We start from the raw sequence: 23,050 nt of genomic DNA on the forward strand, positions 1-23,050 counted from the left end.
CCTCAAATCTTCATGAAGGTCATTTGCTTGTTTAGGATTCCCTGTTGGACATTTACTGCTTTATATCCCGCTTGCACCCAGGATTGACACTGCGTATGTGAACCGCCGGGGTTCCACCACATAGTATAGGTTCCAGCGCTTTTGGGAAGCGCAAACCCAAGGACTTTCTCCAGCTCCGAGAATGAAAGCGTGACGGTGTCGCTTGATTGTGTGCAGAGGTAGCGGTAGAGAGGTTCATATTTTCCGAGCGACGATTGAGCTTTCTGAACTGGAGTGTGTGATCGTTCGGGCTCTGCTGTCACGGTTAGCCCGCAGAGTCTTTGAAGCAATGCGAATTCCGATTCCGTCAGGCCTTCCGCATCCAGTCCCTGCTTCAGCCATAGGCCGCTGGTGCAGATCTCTGTTTCGGGGCTGTATTTCCCCGGCCATTTTTCTCCGGGCCCGAAATCGCTCGTATGGTTCAGGGTTGAAATGATCGCTTCTTCTAACCGCAGACGCTGACCTTTATCCGGAACGGGGAACGCCGTAAAGGTCAGATGGCCGCGCATATAATCGCTGACGCGCTGCTCCGTGTCGGCGTTCTTTATGGGATCAATATATTTGTAGTTTTCCGGTTTCGAAGTGTCCAAAGTCCATACGGGCAGATATGGATCGTGATGCGCGTTCAGCACGGCCTTTCCAATGTTTTTGCGAAAAATGCTGCCATTGTGGTTTTCCCGCACAAAGTGGTCTGTCAGCCGCCGTATGAGCCTGTTTGGGGAAGTATGCGTACCGACGCGAACGATTCTGTCCATGCCGTGGTAGAGTTCGCCCGCTTCGTAGACAATATAGATACCATTGTCAAACGGGAGCAACTGGATTTGTTCCCATGTATATCGCGGCAACTTTTGAAACAGCGCATGGAGACGCACGCATAGAGAAACCTCACTGCTGCTGGTGACCCAATTCGTCTGCGCCCATTGGGAATCCGGTTGCCGGGCGGATTCCTTAGTATGTAGCTGCGATTTCAAAAAGGCCATCCGCTCACCCATACGCATTCCTGCCAACGGTAGACTGCAATGCGGCAGATGGTTCTGGATATCCCGGCAATAATGACTGCCAGCGAGAAGGATAAAGTCGTCATATTCCATGCTACACTCATGTGCAAGCGTCGTCAGAACCGCGTGCGCCCATTCGAGCTGCTGTTTGCGGGGCATATCATTCAGCGTTTGATCGTATGGCGCAATCACCTCGTTCTCCGACACGAGGCCATATTTTGCGGAAAGAACGAAAACCTTATCAGCGTTCTCCCTGGCATATTGATACGATAGGGAAAAGAGCGCGCTTGCGGAGTAAAGCTCACGCGCCTCGCATGGGTACGGCTTCTTTTCCTTGCTGCAGGATATCAGCGCAATTGTCATTGTCTTTGGTCTCCAGTCACAAGTGATTTACATATGTCAAAAATAAGCTGTGGTAAGGCCGGGTAAACTTCTGATGGATCTCACTCACCTGATCCATGCAGTCCCTCATAAACGACACCGCCTGGCTCCCAGTCGCGCATTGTCAGTTCACGGGCGAATACCTTTGGCTCCTCATAGGGGAACCAGACATCGATGTAATCGCTCATCGCATCCTCATAGTCCTAAACCGCTCCTGCCACTCTGTCTTCATACAACCACTTCAAACGCCAAAAGCGCAGCCGAAACAAACGCCGCTTTGTCCCTCCATTCGGGGCGGCAGTTTATAACTACTTTTGCATCCCCATATGTGGCAGTTCCTTCTACATAAACCGCATTTTTGTTTACTCCACGGAGAACATTGCGATTGCCTGAGTCCTTCACATTCTCAAACAGGTCAGCAAATGGAAAAAACCAGTCGAAGCCGGTAATCATGAGAATGTGTGAAGGCCTGTATATTTCCAACTCGTGCTTCAAAATCTCTTTGCAGGTGGCAAGCTGAATTTGTTGAATCTTTGGACTCGGATTCCCACTATTTTTAGGGGATACCTTGTAAAGATTTGACCATGCTATGCTTTCCATCCAAATATCATTACTCTGTACGTTCCCCGGTAACTGCAACCAGATTGCTTTTGCATAGTCCCAGTACGGCTTTTTGTCGATGCAATATCGTTTTGTCAAGTCTGATTTGTCCTGATCGTGGGTGCTGTACAGTGTTCCGCCTATCGACTCGACCCAATTCCAGCGCTTATGGTCGTCAAACTCAGCCTGAGCCGCTCCTCCAAACGCGGTTTCTGATGCCGTATTCAGTGTACCCCAACCGTTTGTCGAGCGACCAATCAGCATGAAGCGCCGTGTTCCTTTGTCATATAATTCACCGCACATGGATACAAAGTGAGCGCAGCTGTCAAACTCCGGGAATGTGTAAAAATCATTGTATAGTCGTCTGTATAACTCCTTCATGGATGCTCCTTCTTTCATTACAAGTCTACATTCCCCATAGAGTTCGTAATGAAATGCAAAATCACTCTTTTTCGGACAATTACTTTTTGCGCCCGATGTAAATGAAGCCTGATTTACTTTTTGGTGGGATTGATTTTGCCTTTTGTAGCTATGGCCACCACGGTGCCGCCCACCATTACGGCAACGCTAAGCACAGCCTTCCCCGAGTTCTTTAGGACTTGAGCTCTTTTGCCAATACAGCTTTCACACAATTTGCTTCTATAACTATCCGGCAGCGGCTTGCCGCACTTTTTACACGTTTTCATGTTCCTCTCCTATCAAGGCTGCATCTGCCACACAGGGTATTCAAATATTGCTCATTGATCGCACTGATGTGCTTCCGCATCTGTTCAACTACGGCATCCGGCGCCGTGATAACTATATCTGGCCCAAATCCACTGATCCACCCGAAAAACTGCGGGCTGACAATAACATCAACCGATACGGTGAAATGATCATCCCCATCGGGTACAATGGAAACGTCTTTCCCGAATCTGTCCAAAATTGCCCCCACCAGATGGTTTGCGACCTTCAACCTGACGGAACGCTCCTCGCCGGAGAACATGCCGAATACTTTCTTGGCATAGGTACCCATATCCAGAGATTCAAAATGTTCTTTTCCGTCGCGTTCCTGGTCCGTTATCGAGATATCTGCCATCTTGTCCACGCGGTAGTGCTTAATGATTTCAGCATCTGAATCAAAGGCGACCATGTAATAGTTCTCGTCGTCCCAGGAGAGCGCATAGGGGCTTACTTCATAAAAATCCCCGCTTTTTCGGAATATGCGTTTTTTAGCAATGTCGTATTCGAAATAGTGAAATCGGATTTTTCTGTTATGAGCTATCCCGTTATGGATTTCATCCACGTTATAATAGATGGACTCGTTCATGCTCTTGATTCGATTTGTAACATAGACCTGACGGTTGAGCAGTTGGGCTTCATAGATGCTGGCCATTTCTTCGATCTTTTTAATCAGAGAGCCGGTTTTCTTGTATGTAATAAATTTTGAGGACTGAACGCTGTCAACAAGGAGCTTCAGCTCCGGCAGCTCAAAATATCGGCTTCCGACGCAATAATTGCCCGACTCCTGGATAATGTCCATACCATATGTCCGAAGCAGTTCAATATCGGTATAGATGCTTTTGCGTTCTGCCGTGATGTCGTTCTGGTCAAGGTAGGCAATAATTTGCTTCATCGTTACGGGATGCTGCTCGTCCGTATTCCGCAGCAGGTAATCACGCAGATAGAGCAGCTTTAACTTTTGACGCTCTGATCGAGCCATATGGAACGCCTCCCATAAATGCTAATTTTCAGGGTCGTTGTAGGGCGTGTCCTCCACGCCTGCGGTTTTCAGGCTGGTTACAAAGTGGTCAAGGTGGCGGCGAATAAGCCGTTTCAGCCAATTGAGGCCACCGAACCATTTGACCAAGGTAGGGCTGACTGCATAGTAGCAGTGGACGAAAGCGCGTCCGGGCGCTGTCCGCTTCAGCCTGTAGTCGCGGAACCGGCGCAGCGTCCATACTTCCGGGCAGTCATAAGACCCATAGACGGCGGTTGCAATGTAGCAGCCGTTCTTTTTTGGGCCGCCGCCCCCGCCTTTTTTGACCTCGTTAAAAGTCTGCATGTATTGCACATATCCATCGATGCCTTTTCCAAAATATCCATAATCATCCGACATGTGGATTGCCTTCCTTCATTCATAATGCTTTCGGTTATGTTGTTGTTATGTTGTAAGCATAATGAAAGTGGTGTCCAATACTCAGGACAACATCAGGATATCATAATTGAATTTGTATGACAACCAAAATTGTAAAAATCTGTGTCTTTTTCCCCGTTCCCCTAAACAGTCCTGATTATTGGACAGTATTTGCCGCATGATGTAGGTGTAATAAAAAGCATCTATGAAAGGAGTCCGCGTCATGGAAAACTACTTTGTCACGATCACCGGCATGAACCACTATCTCGGCATGAACCCGTATAAGATTAATCGCCTTGTTAAATTGGTCAAGGAGCCTGACAATCCACACGACCCGGAAGCGATTCGTGTCGAGCTTCCGTTCATCGATACGATCGGCTATGTGGCCAACAGCGTGGGAACCGTTTTCGCCGGTACCTGCAGCGCCGGCAGGCTCTATGACAAACTTGAAGACTACGCATATGCGCAGGTGATGTTCATCACGCATTCCAGCGTGATTGCAATTGTTGTGCCGAAAGAGGAAGTTGAGAAAAAGGACGCACCGGATATCGACCCGAACACAATGCAGGCAGAGCCACGGAATATCGGTATGCTGAAAGCCAAAATCGGATTCTAAGATAGTCTGAAGTACCCAATGTGTGGTATGATTATCTGCGTATTAAAAACAAATAGAGGTAAAGTCATGTACATCAAAGATATGAGCATCGGTGATCAGTTCGAAGGATTTTTTTTGCTGCAGGATGCGTTTGCAAAAACAACAATGAGTGGGAAACCGTTCCTGAGCATGGTCTTGTCCGACTGTACGGGCACGATCGATGCGCAGATTTGGGATTATACCGGTCCAGTGACGCCGAAGGATACAGGGGCAGTGGTGAAAATCCGCGGGACTGTATCCGAGTTTAAGGGCACATTGCAGATAACGGTGGATCGTTTGTGCTTGGCCGACACTAACGACCAATACAGCGTTGGTGACCTGGTACCCACGGCGCCGATCGACGTCGAGGCAACCTGGCGAAAGTTGCTGGAAACCGTCGATACAATTGAGGATCGGGATTACAGATCAGTCTGTAAGGAGATGCTTGACAAATACGGTGAGAGAGTCAAAAGCATCCCCGCGGCCAAAAGCATTCACCACAGTTTTCTAAACGGGCTTTTGATGCACACGACGTATATGCTTCAAACTGCCGATTTTCTGGCCGGACTATACGAATCGGTAATCGACCGCAGTCTGCTGCTCGCCGGAACTCTGCTCCACGATTTCGCGAAATGCGAGGAGTTCACAACGTCGCAGCTTGGGCTTGTCACGGATTATTCCATGAAAGGGCAACTGCTGGGGCATCTCGTAATGGGTGCTTACGAAGTAGCCAATGTCGCTGCTGAGCTACATGTGCCGGAGGAAAAATCGGTGCTGCTCCAGCACCTCATTTTGTCGCATCACGGGGAGCCAGAGTTCGGTGCCGCCGTTCAGCCGATGTGCGCCGAGGGGGAGCTGTTATCGTATATTGATATGATTGACAGCCGCATGGAGATCTACCGCGAAACGCTGGAGGAAGTTCCTGCCGGGGAATTCAGCAGGAGAATCTTTGCGTTGGATCGTAGGATCTACCACCATAATTAGAGGGAAATCAATGATAATAATTGTATGTGTAGACGACAACATGGGGATGATGTTCAATCGTCGCAGGCAGAGCCAGGATCGGGTTCTGAGAGAGCATATCCTGGAGGATACGAAGGACAGTAAGCTTTGGATGAACCATTATTCCGCGAAGCAGTTCTCGGAGAACAATGCACCGCAGATCAATGTGGATGATAATTTCATGTCTGAGGCCGGCGACGGCGAATATTGCTTTGTTGAGGATTGCGACGTCACCCCTTACCTGCGGTGGATCGAAAAAGTTATCCTATACCGCTGGAACCGGCGGTATCCGGCGGATCAAACTTTCTCTGTTGATTTGGCCGAAGGCGGGTGGAAACTCGTCCATACGGAGGACTTTGCCGGATCTTCTCACGATAAAATTACAGAGGAAATCTATACACGATGAAAAAGTCCATTTGCGCGTTGCTCCCGCTGTTTCTGGCGATCGGGCTGCTTCTGTCCGCCTGCTCCGCAGAAAGCTCCTGCTCCTTAGACTCAATTCCAGATTATTCCGGTAGTCCGTATGTCACCGTCCATAATAATCAGCCGTATTTTTCCGATTCGGACGTGTCGACGACATCCTTTGAATCCTACAGTGATCTTGACAGCCTTGGCCGCTGTGGCGTGGCTTATGCCTGCGTTTCCACGGACACGATGCCCACGGAGGAACGCGGTTCAATCGGGCAAATAAAGCCCACGGGCTGGCACACGGTCAAGTATGACTGCGTAGACGGCAAATATCTCTATAACAGATGCCATTTAATCGGCTATCAGCTCACTGCGGAAAACGCAAATGAAAAGAACCTGATCACCGGTACCCGCTATCTGAATGTTGATGGCATGCTGCCTTTTGAGAACATGGTGGCGGACTACATAAAGGAAACGGATAACCATGTACTTTATCGGGTAACGCCTATATTCGACGGTGATAACCTTGTGGCTTCCGGCGTATTGATGGAAGCGAAGTCGGTCGAGGATAAGGGCGAGGGCATATGCTTTTGCATCTTCTGCTACAACGTCCAGCCAGGCGTTAACATCGACTATGCCACCGGAGAAAGCACGCTGGCCGAAAGCAGCACCGCTGGAGAATCAAATTGAAATAACCGCTGACAAATTGTCAGCTGATCACCCATTTTACACGGCTGCCGTCCTCATCCTTGCTGACGATCAACTGATCCTCGATCTCCTGCTTCAACTCCGAAACATGAGAGATGATGCCAATCAACTTTGAGCCGGCTGCCATCCGTTGCAGCACCTTGACCGCCTGATCTCTGGAGTGATCGTCCAGCGCGCCGAAGCCCTCGTCAATGAACATCATATCGAGGTTGATGGAGGCAGAGCTCACCTGGATTTGATCCGCCATTCCAAGGGCAAGGGAGAGGGCCGCCATGAAGGATTCTCCACCGGAGAGCGTCCGGACTTCTCGCTCTTTGCCGGTGACCGTGGAATACACCATCAGGTCGAGGCCTCTGTTTTTGCCTTCTCCGGCCTGATCATCTCCGATCATGCGCAGCTCATACTGCCCGGCTGACATATCCTGAAAGCGCTCGTTGGCCGCATAGAGGATTCTCTGCAAATGATAACGCTGCACAAAGGTCTCAAGGTCCATTCTGGCACCGGTCACTTTTCCGGCCAGACGGTTATAGAGGCTGTCAATTTGGGTGTATTCCTGCGTGATTTGGCCTCGCTCCTCCATCTTTGGAGCAAGCGCCAGATAAGCGCCGTGATTGACCCGATAGGATTCTTTCAGCTGCTCCAACGCAGCCCGAGTCACTTCCAATGCGTCTTCGGCTGCTTTTTGAGCAGCTTCCAAATCCTCCAGCACCGGCTTCGCCGCATCCCCAATGGCAGCCTTGGCCGCAGCGAAAGCGCCCTCTGCAGTTGCTTTCTTCGTTCCGTGCGCCGTGATTGTTTCCTGCAGGGCGGCTGCCTCCGATTTTTCGTGCTGCTCCGTGACGGCCTTCCAGTCCGCTTCTGACAGAGCCTTTTCCGCAAGAATTTTTTGATAGGCTTCCATGCGCTTAGTGCGTTCTTCCTTCTGAGCTGGAAGCTCCTTATCATAGCGCTTGATCAGAGTTTCAGCGGTCTCCTTCGCCGTTTTCGCGGATTGCGCGGAAGCATGAGCGACGTCATAGGCGGTGTCCGCCGCTTCTTTTGTCGTGGTAGCTTGCGCAAGGGCGAGATTTGCATCTTTCTCGGCAGGGTACACCTTTTGCGCCTGAAGCCCATTAAGCGTCTCCTGCGCGGCAGCAAACGTCATCTTTGCGGTGGACAACTGCTCCGTTGCCGTGTCAGCCGCCGCTTTCAGCGTCTGCTTTTTTTCGTTGGCTCCCTTCAGGGATTCCTGAACGCTACTTAGCATCTCCGCATTTTTTTGAAGGGCAGCGCCCTCCGCCTCAAGTTCCGATTTCCATTTAGAAAGCAGTGCTGCCGCTTGTTCTGGGGTCAGTTCTTCCGGTACGTCCGAAATGCTTTTTACCATACGAGCACGGAGCTTTGCCAGCGCGTCAGAGAGCGTGCCCTGCTTTTCAGCCAGCAGATCCGCCGCAGAGCCGGAAGCGTTGGATGCTTCGGTCTGCTCCTGCTGGAGTTCCTCCACCTCTTTTGCCAGCGCGTCGATGATCTCACGGGTCAGATCCCGATGCTCCTCCGACAAGCGGCAGGGCTGCGGATGCTCTTTTGAGCCGCAGACAGGGCAAGGTTCACCTGGTTTCAGCTTTTCCTTTGCAAGGAATCCGGCCTGCGCATCCAGAAAAGCCATCTGCTTTTCCACGTATTCCGCGTTCTTCTCCGCAAAGCTCTGACGGGCCTGCTCATATTTTTTCTTCGTCTGCTCTGCCTTTTTGATCTGTGCTTTGACCGCAAATTGCAGTTCCTTTGCGGAGGCAATCTCTGCGTCAATATTGTCTGCTTCGCTGTTTTTGACATTCCAAAGAGCCAGCAACTCCCCGGCGTTGGCAAGCTCTTCCGTCTGCCTGCGCCACTGCTGCTCCTGTGTTTCAAAGGCGGTCAGAGTGTCCTGCGCCGACTTTGCGGTTTCCTCTGCCTTCGAAAGAGCAGTCTGCTTAGACTTTAGATCGGTCTCTGCGGCGTGGAGCTTCGCAAAGACCTCCAGAGCCCTCTTTACCTGCTGGGAAATCTTTGTAAATGTTTCGGCCTCCTGAACCTGCGCCAGCTTCGCCGCTTTTTCGTCCGCTTCCGCCTTTGCATACGCTTCCACCAAACGGGGCAGCGTTTCTCGTTGCTCGGACAGTTCTCTTGCTGTTTTGGCGGTGGCCTGATCCGCATCTGTAAATCTCTGGTACTCGGCTTTGATCTCGTAGCTGGCGTTGATGGCGGCGATTAACCGGGTTGCCTCGTCCATTTCCTTTTCAGCCGCGGCACATTCCGCCAGTTCCTTTTGCGCCTTCTCCATCTGCGCGAAGGAACCCAGTAGCGTCTTGGCATTGTTATATGCGTCCCGCTTTGTATCCCGAACCTTGCCGGCCTCATCAAACGTTGTCTTTGCAGCGCCTTTGCCCTTTTCCAGCAACGCGCAAAGGCTCTGCAAGTCGCACAACAGGCTCTCCATTTCCGCCACATTCAGGTGCTCGGACGTGCAGATCTGCCGCTTTAATTCCGATAGCTGCTCCGCGTGTTCAAAATCCTCCGGGACAACAATGTGTGCCACTTCCGTCTGGCAGACAGTGCGGATCTGCGCGATCTCGGCCATCTTATCCTTGCGACGTCTTCCGAGCTCGTCCACAACATTCTGAAACAGTCCCGTGTTGAAGAGCTTCCGAAAGATCTCCTTTTTCTTATTGGAATCCGCACGGAGCAATTCCATGAACTCACCCTGTGCAATCATAGCGATCTGCATAAACTGCTCTTTGGACAGGCCTATGATTTCCTCCAGCTTGCCGTCTGTCTCCTTTTGATTCTGGGAATACTCCATGCCGTCGGGCATGGTCAGGGACACGGTTTCTTTTTCATCCTTGAGGCCGTCTCCTTTTTTCAGTGTGCGGATGTGCCGTGGCACACGGCGAACTGTATAGAGCAGCGCAGTACCGCCGGTCAGCTCGGAAAAAGTCAGTTCCACGAAAGGCTCCGTGCCGTAATCCACGAATTGACTTTGCAGCTCGGCCCCGTCCTTTTTGTTGCTGTTGGAGCTGGCCTCTCCATAGAGTGCAAATACGATGGCGTCAAAAATGGTGGTTTTGCCTGCGCCGGTGTCGCCGGTGATCAAAAACAGGTTTTGATTGGGCTTTGTAAAGTCGATGCTCGTCTTTTTGCCATAGGAGCCAAAGGCCTGCATCGTCAATGTGATTGGTCTCATGCCTGCACCTCCTGCACGGTGTTGATCACATCCCGGAGAAGCGCCTGCTCGTTGGCGTTCAAATCTTTTAAGAAGGAATTACACAGCGCAAACGCATCCAAATCCTCGTCTGCGGAATATACCACAGTATAGTCTGCTTTCCGAAGGCTTTCCCGCCGGATTTCCAGAAGATTTGGAAACGCATAGCGGATCTTGTCCTGCATATCAAAGATATCAAAGTCCACCTTGTCGGTGAGGATCACGGTCACATAATCACTGCAGCCCTGCACCAGCACCTCTTGCAGGGTACCGGTGATGACACGCACCTGCCGGAGAGGAACGAGTGGAAGGATGTCTGTCTTTACCTCGCCCTTTTCCTCCAAGTTCACCATAATGATGCCTTTTTGCTGTCCCGCCTCGCTGACCGAACAGGCAAGCGGTGTACCACAGTAGCGATAAAACTCGCTGCCGACTTTCATGGGCTTGTGGATATGTCCCAGCGCCGCATAGTCGAATCGTTCCAGAATATCTGCCTTCACCGCGTCGATATTGCCCACGGTGCGAACCTCAGAATCCATGCGTTCCACGCTGTTGGGGTCCGTTGAGGCTGGAAGATAAAACTGATGGCTCACCAGAACATTCCGAGCATTGGAGTCAATCTGTTCGCGCTGGATCAGCTTTTGGATCGCATCATTATAGGACAGGTTATTTCCGTTTTCATCGCTGCCGACGATGGCTTTGATCATGGACGGCTTGACAAAGGGAAGCAGGTAGAAATTTACATCACCATATTCGTCCTGCAGTACCACTTTCTCGATCTTTTCTTCCGGCAGCTGGGGCGGCATCCCAATCATATGTATCTTCTGACGCTGAAGGATGTTACGGAACACATTGACCCGCGGCGCACTGTCGTGGTTGCCGCTAATGAGCATGATCTCGGCATTCGGGACGGCCTGCGTCAGGCGTGAGATGAACAGATCAAAAATCTCTACCGCCTCGGCAGAAGGGATTGCCTTGTCATAGATGTCTCCGGCAATCATGATCGCATCGGGCTGTTCCCGTGTCGCGATCTCAATGACTTGTCCCAAAATGTAAGATTGATCCTCATATAAGTCGCGGTTAAAGAGCTTCAGACCTATATGCAGATCCGACAGATGAAACAGTTTCATCCAGCACCCTCCTTTTTCCCGTTGACAGCTCTATTGTGGGGAAAGCTTTAATCTACTACCAAATAAACATAATGGAAAGTTTTACGGTATGAATGCTTGATTATTATTACACCACACTATCATTTTTCACCTCATCGAAGCACTCTACTGCAAGTCATAAAATATAAGCAGTGATCTATCTGGTTTCTATGTTTTTGAATTACTGCCATTCGAGCTTTTAATAGCTGAAGACCACTTTTTTAAGTCTGTTTCTGCTTCAGGTAAATGAGATAGTAGATGCGGGCCATTTAAACAATAGATGAAACACAGAATATCCTTCGCAGTTCTTTCCTTTTCAGCTGAAGATAAATGGCTCCAGAAACTTGTTTCCGGCGCAGCTTCTATGCCTTCTTCTGCGTGGCTTTCTGTATTTAGTACTAAGCGATACATGAGATTTTGATAATATGTTCTTGTTGCGTCATCTGGCAGTAAGGCGAGATATTTATCCTCGAGCCTCACATCGTTAATTCCCTTTTTGAACGAGAATGATGTAAATGTCTCCAGAACTCTACGCATTACATTTCCAATAACCAAATCCAAGTCATCATTAGAATCATTTTCCTTAGCAAACTGATACACCATTTGAAGCAAATGCGTATATTCATTACGACTTTTTTTGCTAAAATCATGTAAGCTCTTATTTTCAATCTGAAATACTTTAAATTCAGCATAACACGATTTTTTTTCACAATGTTCAGAGATTTCCTGTAAAGCTTTTTCTAAATCAAACACGACGCTGACATCGTGAGTCATTAAAAGGACCTTCGTAGTTGGAGAACCATCAAGAACCTGATCCAATTTCCATCTTAAAAAAGATAATATTCCTATTCGATTTTCGATATCAAAGCTTGAAATGGGATCATCGATTACCAAAAATAATTCATCAGAATATTTTGCGTTAGCATCCATATCTTTAGCTATTTCGGTAAAGTAATAGCTTAGTGCTATTGCATTTCGCTCACCACACGAAACTTTATCAGGCCACACGGCGACTCCGTTTGATTTTAAGTGGTATAATTGGTCTTGCCCAAGTTCTATGGTAAGACGCTTATCAGAGAAGAAGATGTACCTTAAAGAATCGTTTATTTCATCCGCAGCAATACGATAATTTTTTCTTTGCAAATCTAATTCGGTCTTTTTTTGCTCAAGCAAAGTCTGCTCCGCTAACAGCTTCTGCCTTTTCGCGTCTGCCACATTTTTTTCAGTCTGTTGCGCTAAAAAAGTAGCAAAACTTTTTTCTATAGTATAATGCGCAATGTTGTCATTGAGACACAATAGTGTTTTTTGCGTCTCAGATATGTCCTTCACTACCCGATTAAATTCCACAATCTCGTTGTCAAGATCTGTAAGTACAATTGAAAGAGAACTTGTAGCATCTTTCAATTGAAAGGATGCATCATAATTGTGAGGCGTAAAAGGTTCATCAATCTTCGCTTGGATAGCATTATTATGAGCACAAACGGCTTTGTTATAGAATCCTATCTTGGCGCAAAGAGCTTTGAACGATGGAAGTTCATTGAAGGGCAAAAATATTTTTTCATCGACTTCTTGAATTTGAAGTTTCACCAATACACTTTTGAATTCTTCAACTTCCCGATTTAATATTTTTTTAATTCTTTGAAGCGCTTCAGTTCTATAGTCGGTATCGATAGGCTGAAGACACCTGTCGCAAATAATGTTCTGCTCATCTGAGAGAAAACGTTTTGAGTCTGTAATACATGATAGATTAAAGAGCTTTAGTATTTCTTGCTCGCGTTGAGTCAATTTAGGCTTATCAATTGCCTGGGATAGCAGAGATGTTGTGCGGTTTTCAAGAGATACGACATCCGGCAAATGAAAAGTATTATTGGGAAGAAGCGCGGTGTCTGCGTCAATTGACGAAAAACGCGCGTAAAGTGAATCAAAATCACTTCTTAATTGGTCAATCTTCTTGGCCGGACTAAGCTTACCAATTTTAGATATCTCCGCATCATTAACTGCCAGCTTCACTTTCTGACGCTTTATTTTTGAGCCAATGTCGGCCCATCCGTTCTTCTCTCGTAAGGTATCACATATTGTTGCGCGCCAGTAATCAGGAGATAGGACATCTTTACTATCTTGGAATTTTAAGCATTCATCATTTTGGTCGGACACTTCTTTTTTCTTGTCTGCGATTTTTTTCTCAATTTCAGCTATTTGCCTTTCGAGTGATACCTGCTCTCCAAACAATACAATTGCATCCAATCCAGAATTACTGACTTTAACTCGTGACGAAATGTAATTCTCATCATATATATAGAACTTTTCAGGTTTTCCGGACGGTGAAACCTTAATGTTGGTAGCGCCATTAAGTGGATTCAGCGTTACAGTTCGGGGATTTACAGAATCTCTGTATTCTCGAAAACCTTGAGCTATCGTGCTTTTACCGCTTCCGTTCTTTCCATATAACAGTGCGACCCGATTTACTTTAGGTGGCTTTGGATGCGTTGGAAAGAATTCCAACGTTGCCATGTTGGAGAAATAGTCTGAGGAAATACTTATACCAGTAATACTTTCGATTGCAGTTGCCATGATTAGTGACCTCCTATCAACAAACGAGAGTTTTTGCCTGTCTGCGGTTAATTACTTTTCTATTTGACGAACCCTATCAATTCTTCATTGTCCACAATCATCAGGCAATAGGTTCCCAGATAGCTCGTAACATCCATGAACACCTCGTCGATGAAGTAAACCATGATGTCCTCCGGCACGACAAAGCGGAGATATATCTCATAAATCCGGGTGCTGTACTTCATGTATTTTTGCCATTTGCGGCGGAGTAGCGATGTAGGAAAGCGCCAACTCCAGAGACGCTTTCAGCTCGTTTTACATTGCTTGATTCGCCGGTAAACTCTCACCCCGGTGCACATTATTATATTTTCGCTGGGCGTTCACCGATTTGACCTGCTGCGCGACTTCAAAGAGCTGCGCCCTACTGGGGATGCCATATGCTTTCAGAAACGGCGAGACCGCAAGGCAAATAGTTTTCTCCGTCCGGCTCACGTCGGTCACCACCAGATTGGTGGTCAGCGGGTCACCCCCCACTTCTGACACTCCACGGAGGCGTAAAAGGACTTGATGTCGATGCAGATGTAGGTGCGGGGCTTGTCCATGCGGTTTCACCTCCGGCCATCGAAGCGATACATTATGCCAAAATCACTCAACACCAAGCGCCTTAAATACAGCATCTTCCGCACTCTGATAAAAAATCAGATTGAAGCAGCCGACCAATTCTGCAGGGACTGTACCCAAATCGCCGGCTGATGTAATCGGCAGCAGAACCTTCTTTGCTCCACTGTCCAGACACACCTGCAAAGCGTTTGCCAATTCATCTGCTTTTATCATGGTTCCGCTGATGCTGATTTCGCCCAGAATCGCCAGTGAGCTGAGCGCTGGTTTCCCCAAAGCGATAGAGCACAGAGCTACCAAGGTAGGCAATGCAAGGTTTTTTGTCATTCCAATGCCCTGTAAGTCCTGATAGTTGATAATATAATCCTTCGTGGTCGTGCTGATGGAACCGCTGATCCGATTGCCGTTGGCTTTCAAGAAATTGAACGCTGTGTTCGATGCTTCTTTTGGCTCCCGGTCACTTCCAAGCCCAGTCCGCTCAAATTTGCCGTTTCCGGGCAGCATCTGAGATTCCAGACGGAATACGCCGATCATACCGGACTTGCCCTGTGAAACGGTATAAACCTGTCCTGGATTGCACATTCCTTCCGGAATCAGTTTCCCTCCACCTTGCTCCGGCACAGGCACATAGCGCTCTTCAAAAGTTTCATTGTCAATATAGGAGAAGTTTACATCGTAAAACTCCATCCCGCCCAGCTTTTTGAGCTGTTCTTTGACTCGGCGACGCATCTCCAGTGAAATTATCAGGATTTCTTCCAGCTGTTCCTTCGTGTAAATGCCATCCGGATAAAGCAGCTTGATAAAGCCGCCGACCATTTTGCGGACGGCAATGGTGTCGCGTTGGTTCAGGTTTTTGCCAAGGTGATAATATTTGTCCAGCGCATCCCCGTATTGCTCTTTACGAAGCTCCCGGATGAACTCGGCAAGATAATCGGTGATAAAGCCATAATCGTCCGTGAAATGCTCAGGACGGAATTTGGGGATTTCCCAGCCGGGCAGATAGCAATGGATTCTGTCGAGAAAAGCGGTGTCCTTGCCCATTTCAGGCGGGAACGGGTCAAAAAGGCTCGACGTTTTCAACAGCACGTCCACGCTCTGGTTGATATTCCCGATGAATACCATCGACGCAGACGCAGCCTTTTCTTCCTTGCCGCGGGCAAAGGAGCCGGAAGCCATATAGTCCTTCATGATCTGAACACCGTCATTGTCCTTGAAATGGATTCCGGCGACTTCATCAAAGGCAACGCAATCCCAAAGACCGACAAGCCCTACCGTTTTGCGTCCCATGTTATAGAACAGGTTCGCCACGGTCGTCTGACCGCCTGAAACAAGGATACTGTTTGGCGATATTTCCTTATAAAGATGCGATTTGCCGGTGCTGCGCGGCCCCAATTCGCAGAGATTGAAGTTGTTCTCCACAAGCGGAATCATGCGCGTCAGCAGAAGCCATTTTTCGCGTTCGTTCAGTTCATCCGGTTCCATGCCGATGGAGCGCAGCAGCACGTCCATCCATTCCTCTTTTGTGAACGCCTTGCGCCCTGCCTTCAGTTCATCAATATCCACATGCGGCATCTGAATCGGCGTCAGCTTACGAATCCGAATCGGCATACCGTTCTTCTTTTCTTCTTCTACGTACTCATAGTCAAGCTGAACGATACACCAGATCCCTCCACACAAAAGCCGGTCGTACTTCTCCGGATATTCATCTTCAATCGGAATTTTTGTCAGGCCCAGATTGGAGAATTCGGCAAAGAAAGCATTTTTGACAATGTCCAGCTTCACCGTGAGCATGTCGATCACGGTATGGTTTCCGTTTTTGCGAAGGATTGCCTTGATCTTTTCTGCTTCGTCCGGGCGCACATAATTATCCGCAAGGATGCGCTTTACGCTTTGTACGCCTTTTTCTATCGTGTCTTCATCATCCGTACTACAATACTGACCGAGCAGGAATTCAAGCACATAGACGGGCACATTCGCGCCCTCCTTGATGTGCTTGGTCAAATCCTTGCGGACAATCTTGCCGTCAAAGTTCTGCCGCAGCTTTTCCCTGATTATTTCCCGCGTACTGCGGTCATCATCCATCGGTTCCATTGCAATCCTCCCTGTCCTGCATTAGAAGAAGTCGAATTCATCTACTGCAAACGCTATATCGATCTGAAATTCTTCGCGAGCCGGCATCTGCAAACCAGTTTCATCTGTAATCATCAGATAGTAACTGTCTTTATTGTCATACTTGAGAGGCTTCAGGTTGAACGTACACCGGAAGCTCCTGTCCTGGGCGTTGCTGCTTGTTTTGTCGGCGATGATCTTCACCGTGTCACTGACGGTTTTTCCGCCCGCATCAGTAAAATACAGCAGATAAGTAGCTGCCGTCCTGTTGGTTCCCACCGCTTCCTTCTGATAAAAATTCAGTGAGAAGATCATGTTGCTGATTTTCCGGTTTGCGGAAACAAGGCTGACCGTCACCGGCTTCGTGTCGATGCTGGCCTTATCTCGCTGGTAGCCCTTGTAATCATTCCGCAGGAAGTGATAATCAATGACCGGCACGACCATCTCCTGCAGGCTGATACCGCCATGCACAAAGTTCATGCCGCCGCCGTTCATCTTAATGCGGATGTTCTCGCTCGGCGCATAGGCTTCATAGCCTGCCGGCTGACCGATGAATTTTACCGGCATCAGGTATCCTGGTGTCGTTCCTTCGCGGAAGATCGCATAACGCCTGCCGTATTCCACATCACTGCCGTTCCAACTGTCCTTGCCGACTTTGCTGTCTTCGGAGAGGGGGCTGTAAGTATAGAGGAATCCGTGGTCGGCGGTGATCAGGATATTGGTTCCGCCGAATTCATTGACGATGATGCGGACGAGATTCATGATCTCCTGTGCCGCGTCCTCACAGGCCGGGAAGACAGAAGTATCCGACGTGTGCGCCGCTTCGTCGATCTTGTCGTGATAGATATAAACGACGTCCATGCCCTTGACAAGAGCCTGTCGGTCAGCACGCTTTAAGCCGATGATGTTCTTATACTGCAAAGCCACGCTGTTGGGATTCGCAGCCTTCAAAACCTTGTCCCGGTTCGGCATATCCGTGGACATTTCATCCGCCAGAACCGCGAGGGTTCCGTTGGGACGCTCCTGAACCGTCAGCTTTCTGTGAGGCAGCAGAGCCGCCATGCCAAACGGCGTGATGGTCGGGAAAATCCCCATCATGCTGGAAAGCTCGACTTTGCTCTGCGTCTCCTGCCGGAGAAGCTGCGCGATTTCCGCCGCGACTTCATAGCGTAGGGCGTCGGAAACGATCACATAGACCTTGCTGTCGGCAGATTTTACCTTTGAGGAATAAAAGCTCTCCTGCAAAGGCACGTTGTCAATATGACCTTTCAGGGCGAGTTCGTCGCCCGCGGCGTTTGTCCAGTTTCCGGCGAGGCCGCCAAGGAACCAAACCGAATAGAGCCCTTCCACCTGATCAACCACCTGTTTGAACAGGTCGTCAAGCTGAATATTGGAGGCTTTCAGGCAGCGGATATAGCACAGATGAAACTTGCGGTAATAGGTGTCCATCCGGTAATAATCTTCGGTGTAATCTCTCCATATCTTCTGCGGCTCCACGGTATGGAAGCCAGCGGAATGGTCATGGAAGAACGACTGCATCTTCATCATCTGCATAATGCCGTCATAATAGCAGGAAACTTCATCGTAGCATGCCATGGTACGCCTTTTTTCGATCACGGCGGTGACGGCATCGACCTGAATGATCTGATTGCCGATCTCCGTCATGATCTTGGTGAGAATGATCTCATTGACGCAGGGGAAGCACTCGGTATCGGCGAGATCGCTGACCGAGAGCTTTGCGAATCGCTGCGGCAGGCGGGTTTCGTTCTCCACGAAGCGGGCAACCGGATAAAGCCGCGCGGCGTCTTCGCTGTGCAGCCATTCGGAAACGAAATCATAGCAATACGCCTGATGCGGGATGGAAATGAAATTGTCCAGCCCCATCAGGTATTCCTGCCGCATGGTGCGGGTCGCGGCGGTGAGCAGGATATGGATCGCCAGTCTGCCGAGGTTTACGTCGTCGCCGTCCTTGTAGCCGGTGGCCTGCGCGACCATGACCCAGAACGGATTCTGCGCGTTGTAGTTCACCAGAGACTGATAGACCGTGTTTGCGTCCTTGTCCAGCCCGCCTTTCAGGACAGCGCGGATGATGCTGTTCGGCTGCATATCTTTTAAGCCGCAGACAGCGGCCATGACCGCCAGATGGAACTGCGGAGCGGTGGCGATATTCTTCGCAAATGCCGCCACCTTTGCGCGGCGATCTTTCGCGGAAAAGAATCGCTTATATTGCCGCACCTGTCGGTGCAGAATGGGAGAGGCGGAAAGCCCCATCTCATCCATCCAAATAGAGCCGAGATCGGCGCGGAAATCCTCGCTGTAAAGCTCAATGTTGATGAGCCAGTCGTCGTCCTCTTTCTCAATGCCAAAGGGGCGGTAGACAAGATAGTTGCCCACCATGTCGTCATGGGACAGTAGCTTTTTCACTTCAAAGGTGTTGCTGCCGGTGAGTTTCACGACCTTCGCGTCGGAAAGTTCGATCTCGTCGATCTTGTCCTCGAACTCCTTGCCCTCGTCGTACCAGAAAATGATGCGGCGGCGGTAAAACTCCGACAGCGGAGCCGCAAAGCGTCGGTTCAAGTCCTGTATGATGGAATCTAAATCCATGTTGGGCATTTGTTATCTCCTCCAGGCCAATATGTAGTATTTACCACGGAAGCCATTCCCTGATTTCTTTCAGACCTTTATAGGTCTTCATCAAAGCTGAATTTTCATGTAGATATTCCAAACCTTTTACAGTCAGCTTTATACCATCAGTAAAACACATCACAATCGGATTTCCCATACCTCCATGCGCAAAACGAGCTCCTTTAATGTAGCCTTCGTCTTGGCAGGCATCAATGATGTCCCAGAGCTCTCCATTGGTGATTTCGTAATCAGCGGCTTGGGGCATATTCCCGTCATTAACTTCCCGCATAAAACTAAGCATAATCTTCAATTTGTCATTTGAAGCCATATTATCTTCTCCTTCACTTAATTTTTGCCAGCACGTCTTCAAAGATGGCGTAATTGTGATTGACGCCGTCGTCCAGGTCGATACGGATCATCTGGTCGGCCAGGTGGTGTATCTTTTCTTCGTAGAGCCGGATTTCCTCCGCCTGATCCTGCAGCTTGGCAAGTTGTTTGTTCAGCTTCACCCGCTCGGAAGCGGAGGCGTTTTCCATCCGGTGCTCCACATCGGCAATGGCGGTGCGGTAGCGCGCCTGCTGCTCATGTACATAGTCGGTGCGCATCCGGGCGAGAGTGTCTGGGGCGTAGCGGTGCATATAGATGAGCGCCTTGAAGCCGTTTTTCTTACCGCTATCAAAGAGCCAGTAGATTGGCCGTTTCTGATATATCTTCAAATGGTCGGCGTAGAAGTCATTCAGGAAGTAAATGCGGATCACATCCTTCGGCTGACCGCTTCCGCCCAGCGCGTCGGCGATAAAGCGCAGGTTTTCGTCCAGCGTGTCTTTGCCGTAGACCGTCTCGATAAACTTCACGAACCGCCCAGTGATGTCGTCCTCAAAGTATTCGTCGTCGCAGATGGGAATGATGTTGTCTTTGTCCGGGATGAAGGTCTTGTACTTGGAAGCATCCCATTCGCCGCCGGCATAGGCAAGCCCCTCCACATCCAGCGAATACCGCCCGAACATACAGCCCACGGCGAAGGAGATGAGAGAACGAATGTCGCGCCCCAGATCAGCCTTGCGGACGGTAACATCCTTGTCCTCGACCTCTGGGGTAAGCTCGTCCTGCAAGCCGTAGATGTCGATAAAAATGCGGTTGAGTTCTTCCTCATTGGCTTTGAGTTCGTCAAAGCGGTGCGCCGCAATTTTTTCCCACTGCGTAAAGGCATCGCTTATTCTGCCGCATGGCGCTTCATTTGAATATGCTGTCATAAGTCTATATGCTAATAACGGATGCCGTTTGAAGTCCCATGAGGTTTCAAAGGAATCCCAATCGTCTTTACAAATAGCAATATTGTTTTTAACGGATATTTCAATGTTTGCTCTGATGTCAGTATTGACTACGGGAACTTTTGACATTGGACCTTCATGGAAATCCAATGTTGGAGATAACACCGCTAATGCTTCCGCTGTTATCTTACTGTTCAATAAGCCCAAGAGATACTCTATGTTGCTCTGTTTATTTGGATAACACATTGACCCTTTAGATTCAAAAACGAAACCTTCTGGACTATATCGCAAAGATAGCTGATTTGCCAGTGATGACCATGTTATTCCCGGTTTGAAGTAAAATTGCGGGTTACGAATAACAGAGCCAGAATAATTTCGCATCTCAAATCCATCATTTTTCCAATTAGCTAAGTAAATATTGTTTCCATACCACTTTCGGTAACTTCCACCCTTATTGCATGGGAACCATTTACAATCAGACTTCTTTGCATCCTCAACCGATACACTTTTAAGTTGTGAATTTTCAGTAGATACTTCTTGCCAAAATCTTAAAAAAATATCATTGTTCCCCGTTGCGAATCCTTGTTTTGTCTGAGCATAATCACCCAAGAGTTTCCCTGTGAATGTCTTTGCAAAAACATTACTTATCCAGTATGCAAAAGGACAGCCCGGTATATTGTAAAATCGACTTGTGCAACAGCTATGTTCGTTTTGATGTTTCAAAAAGGCATCTTGCTTTGAGTTTTGTGATGGATAGTCCACCAACCTTGAATATAGCCCTCGATACCCAAAATCTTTTCGATTTCTTACCACAAACGCTGTGGTTTGAACAACTTCACCAGCAATTTCTTCAAAAGCACGAGCGCCTAAATGAGCCATATTTACCACCGTCAAGTGGGCTATTGGCTCTCTCATCTTTTCAAAACTGCCCAAGAACATCCAGCCATGTTGGGTGATCATTGCTTGAAAAGCATTCGGCTTTATCATTTTTACAACTCTCTGAATAAAAACCGCATACATATCCGACTTTGCATCAGGATAATTTGCCCTAACAAAATCATTGACCTTTGCTCCTGCATTGCTTACTGACATATACGGCGGATTGGTCACCACCACATCATACTTCTGCGCCAATGTTTGCGCCACACAGACGAAGGGCAGCAGGTCGTTGAAAATTGACTGATCGTACATGCTGATCTCATCGGAAAGCATATCAAAACGAGCATAAAGCGCATCAAAGTCCACGGGCGTAATATTCAGAATCGAGCCGTATTCTTTGGCGTCACGCATTTCGGTGATGAGCGAATCCATATCCTTTTTCAGCTTCGCATTGCTGCCAACAAAGTAGTCCACCATGTCCGCACTGAGACCGTTGCTCTCACAAATGGCATAGATATGGGGCTGGAGCTTCCGGCTGAAAAAGCGGGCGTCGTACTGCCGCGCCTTCATCATGACGGAAAAATAGGCAAGCTGCGCCGCGCGGTCGTCAATGTCGAGACCGTAAAGGTTGTTCTCAATAACACTTTTCACCGCGTCCCGATTGTTATAGCCATAGGCGCTGTATATCTGCATGAGCACGTCGAACATGTAGGCAAGGATATGGCCGCTGCCCATACAGGGGTCGATGCACTTGATGTCTTCAGGCTTTAGGCTCTTATAACTTTCCCGAATCTTCGCAAGCTCCGCCTGAACCTCCGGCTCTTGCTCGACTTCGTCAAGGTAATATTTCCAATTTCCTTTTAAGGTCTCTGCCTTTTTAGCTGAACTGGAATCAAAGGAAAAATTGCTGAAATCAACTTTTCCAAAAGAGACCCCAGGTTTATTTTCTGCCTTCAAATGCTCCAGCCACAGCCTGCCCAAGCTGTTCTCCACCATATAGCGTACGATCCAGTCTGGAGTAAAAAGCTGCGTTGCGGCAGGGATATTCTCCTTAGTGATCTTAATATTCTTTTTAAGATTGGCAAACACCTTGTCCTTGGGCTCGGTGTTGTAGTACTGATACAGCCAGCCGATAATCTGTACTTGGTCTTTCCAGTCTTCTTCAGGAATAAGAGAAATCATCTGTTCCAGGACGCTGCCCTCGCGGAGTAGGTTGTCCGGAAAAAGCAACTCCGTATAGTCGCTGATACGCTGGAACATACCGGGCAGAATGTCGGAGAGCGCGTTGCATTGGGTAATAATCAGATACTTGAAAAGGGCTTCGTCGTCGTTCTTCTCTTTCAGCGCGTAGACCTTGTCCATGTTCAGCCCGTCAAGGTCAAGATGAATGGCCTCGGCCAGAATCTGCGGTTTGAAGCTCCCTTCGTCGTCCGTGAATACGCGGACGTGGGACGGCAGATAGCCGTTAACCTCCATGAACCGCAGGGCGGAGAAGCGGTTGAACCATGTGTAGGCCACTTCTTCCATGACCTGCTCACAGTCCTCGCGTTTGATCTTTGCGATCAGCGCCTGCCGCTGTTTCTTTTCATTAGGAGAGAGCAGATGCCCGTTTACGCTGTCGGCATTGGCGTCAACGATCTCTTTTTCGGTTATTCCGAACTGCTGCGCTTTCTGACTGACGCGGGAGATGAGTTCCCGCCGCGCCCAGACAGCGTATTTTTTAATTGCGTTCTTATCCATGGGTTTG

At 48.8% G+C, this 23,050-nt stretch carries 16 protein-coding genes and 2 pseudogenes; 4 read left to right on the forward strand and 14 right to left on the reverse strand.

From position 1 onward, the window contains the following. Positions 1–2: 2 nt before the first annotated feature. The 6 genes from ACRQV7_RS13080 to ACRQV7_RS13105 all read right to left on the reverse strand — a co-directional run bounded on the left by ACRQV7_RS13080 (position 3) and on the right by ACRQV7_RS13105 (position 4,116). Positions 3–1,400: a DUF6884 domain-containing protein gene (locus ACRQV7_RS13080; protein ID WP_444658474.1), complete on the reverse strand. Its 1,398-nt coding sequence runs from the start codon at positions 1,398–1,400 to the stop codon at positions 3–5. Positions 1,401–1,480: 80 nt separating this feature from the next. Next, on the reverse strand, positions 1,481–1,606 hold the full coding sequence (locus ACRQV7_RS13085; RefSeq protein ID WP_275713605.1) for a hypothetical protein: 126 nt from the start codon (positions 1,604–1,606) through the stop codon (positions 1,481–1,483). Positions 1,607–1,646: 40 nt separating this feature from the next. Beyond that, positions 1,647–2,399, reverse strand: a complete 753-nt coding sequence (locus tag ACRQV7_RS13090; protein ID WP_444658475.1) for a hypothetical protein — start codon at positions 2,397–2,399, stop codon at positions 1,647–1,649. Positions 2,400–2,512: 113 nt separating this feature from the next. After that, positions 2,513–2,704, reverse strand: coding sequence for a hypothetical protein (locus ACRQV7_RS13095; RefSeq protein ID WP_040660330.1), 192 nt, complete (start codon positions 2,702–2,704; stop codon positions 2,513–2,515). Further along, positions 2,701–3,720, reverse strand: coding sequence for a helix-turn-helix transcriptional regulator (locus tag ACRQV7_RS13100; RefSeq protein WP_444658476.1), 1,020 nt, complete (start codon positions 3,718–3,720; stop codon positions 2,701–2,703). Before ACRQV7_RS13100 ends, ACRQV7_RS13095 begins: the two co-directional genes overlap by 4 nt. A 21-nt stretch (positions 3,721–3,741) precedes the next feature. Continuing rightward, a complete protein-coding gene (locus ACRQV7_RS13105; RefSeq protein WP_444658477.1) occupies positions 3,742–4,116 on the reverse strand; it encodes a CFI-box-CTERM domain-containing protein in 375 nt (124 codons plus the stop codon). Positions 4,117–4,357: 241 nt separating this feature from the next. Between ACRQV7_RS13105 and ACRQV7_RS13110 the strand changes: the two genes are divergently transcribed. The 4 genes and pseudogenes from ACRQV7_RS13110 to ACRQV7_RS13125 all read left to right on the forward strand — a co-directional run. Then, positions 4,358–4,750, forward strand: coding sequence for an HIRAN domain-containing protein (locus tag ACRQV7_RS13110; RefSeq protein ID WP_275713601.1), 393 nt, complete (start codon positions 4,358–4,360; stop codon positions 4,748–4,750). A 66-nt stretch (positions 4,751–4,816) separates the two neighbouring features. Further along, on the forward strand, positions 4,817–5,752 hold the full coding sequence (locus ACRQV7_RS13115; RefSeq protein WP_444658478.1) for a 3'-5' exoribonuclease YhaM family protein: 936 nt from the start codon (positions 4,817–4,819) through the stop codon (positions 5,750–5,752). Positions 5,753–5,762: 10 nt separating this feature from the next. Beyond that, on the forward strand, positions 5,763–6,176 hold the full coding sequence (locus ACRQV7_RS13120) for a ribonuclease Z (protein ID WP_444658479.1): 414 nt from the start codon (positions 5,763–5,765) through the stop codon (positions 6,174–6,176). Positions 6,177–6,184: 8 nt separating this feature from the next. Beyond that, a pseudogene (locus tag ACRQV7_RS13125) lies at positions 6,185–6,862 on the forward strand (DNA/RNA non-specific endonuclease); the annotation flags it as partial. Positions 6,863–6,887: 25 nt separating this feature from the next. Here ACRQV7_RS13125 and ACRQV7_RS13130 read toward each other — a convergent pair. From ACRQV7_RS13130 to pglX, 8 genes and pseudogenes are all read right to left on the reverse strand, one after another. Beyond that, on the reverse strand, positions 6,888–10,085 hold the full coding sequence (locus ACRQV7_RS13130; protein ID WP_444658480.1) for an SbcC/MukB-like Walker B domain-containing protein: 3,198 nt from the start codon (positions 10,083–10,085) through the stop codon (positions 6,888–6,890). Then, positions 10,082–11,233 (reverse strand): exonuclease SbcCD subunit D, encoded by a 1,152-nt coding sequence (locus ACRQV7_RS13135; RefSeq protein ID WP_444658481.1) that lies wholly within the window; start codon positions 11,231–11,233, stop codon positions 10,082–10,084. The genes ACRQV7_RS13130 and ACRQV7_RS13135 overlap by 4 nt, the downstream gene beginning before the upstream one ends. 186 nt (positions 11,234–11,419) lie before the next feature. Then, on the reverse strand, positions 11,420–13,822 hold the full coding sequence (locus ACRQV7_RS13140; protein ID WP_444658482.1) for an AAA family ATPase: 2,403 nt from the start codon (positions 13,820–13,822) through the stop codon (positions 11,420–11,422). Positions 13,823–13,929: 107 nt separating this feature from the next. Beyond that, positions 13,930–14,403 (reverse strand): annotated as a pseudogene (locus tag ACRQV7_RS13145) (Y-family DNA polymerase); the annotation flags it as partial. A gap of 43 nt (positions 14,404–14,446) precedes the next feature. Next, entirely contained in the window at positions 14,447–16,510 is a 2,064-nt protein-coding gene (brxL, locus tag ACRQV7_RS13150; RefSeq protein ID WP_444658483.1) for a protease Lon-related BREX system protein BrxL, read from the reverse strand. Between the two features lie 21 nt (positions 16,511–16,531). Then, on the reverse strand, positions 16,532–19,141 hold the full coding sequence (gene pglZ, locus ACRQV7_RS13155) for a BREX-1 system phosphatase PglZ type A (RefSeq protein WP_444658484.1): 2,610 nt from the start codon (positions 19,139–19,141) through the stop codon (positions 16,532–16,534). Between the two features lie 31 nt (positions 19,142–19,172). Continuing rightward, entirely contained in the window at positions 19,173–19,481 is a 309-nt protein-coding gene (locus tag ACRQV7_RS13160; protein ID WP_444658485.1) for a YjcQ family protein, read from the reverse strand. A gap of 13 nt (positions 19,482–19,494) precedes the next feature. Then, positions 19,495–23,043 carry a BREX-1 system adenine-specific DNA-methyltransferase PglX gene (gene pglX / locus ACRQV7_RS13165; RefSeq protein WP_444658487.1) on the reverse strand — a complete coding sequence of 1,183 codons (3,549 nt, stop codon included), beginning with the start codon at positions 23,041–23,043 and terminating at the stop codon, positions 19,495–19,497. Between the last annotated feature and the right edge of the window lie 7 nt (positions 23,044–23,050).

Origin of the sequence: Caproiciproducens lactatisolvens (genome assembly GCF_052443335.1) — a bacterium.
GTDB lineage: Bacteria > Bacillota > Clostridia > Oscillospirales > Acutalibacteraceae > Caproiciproducens.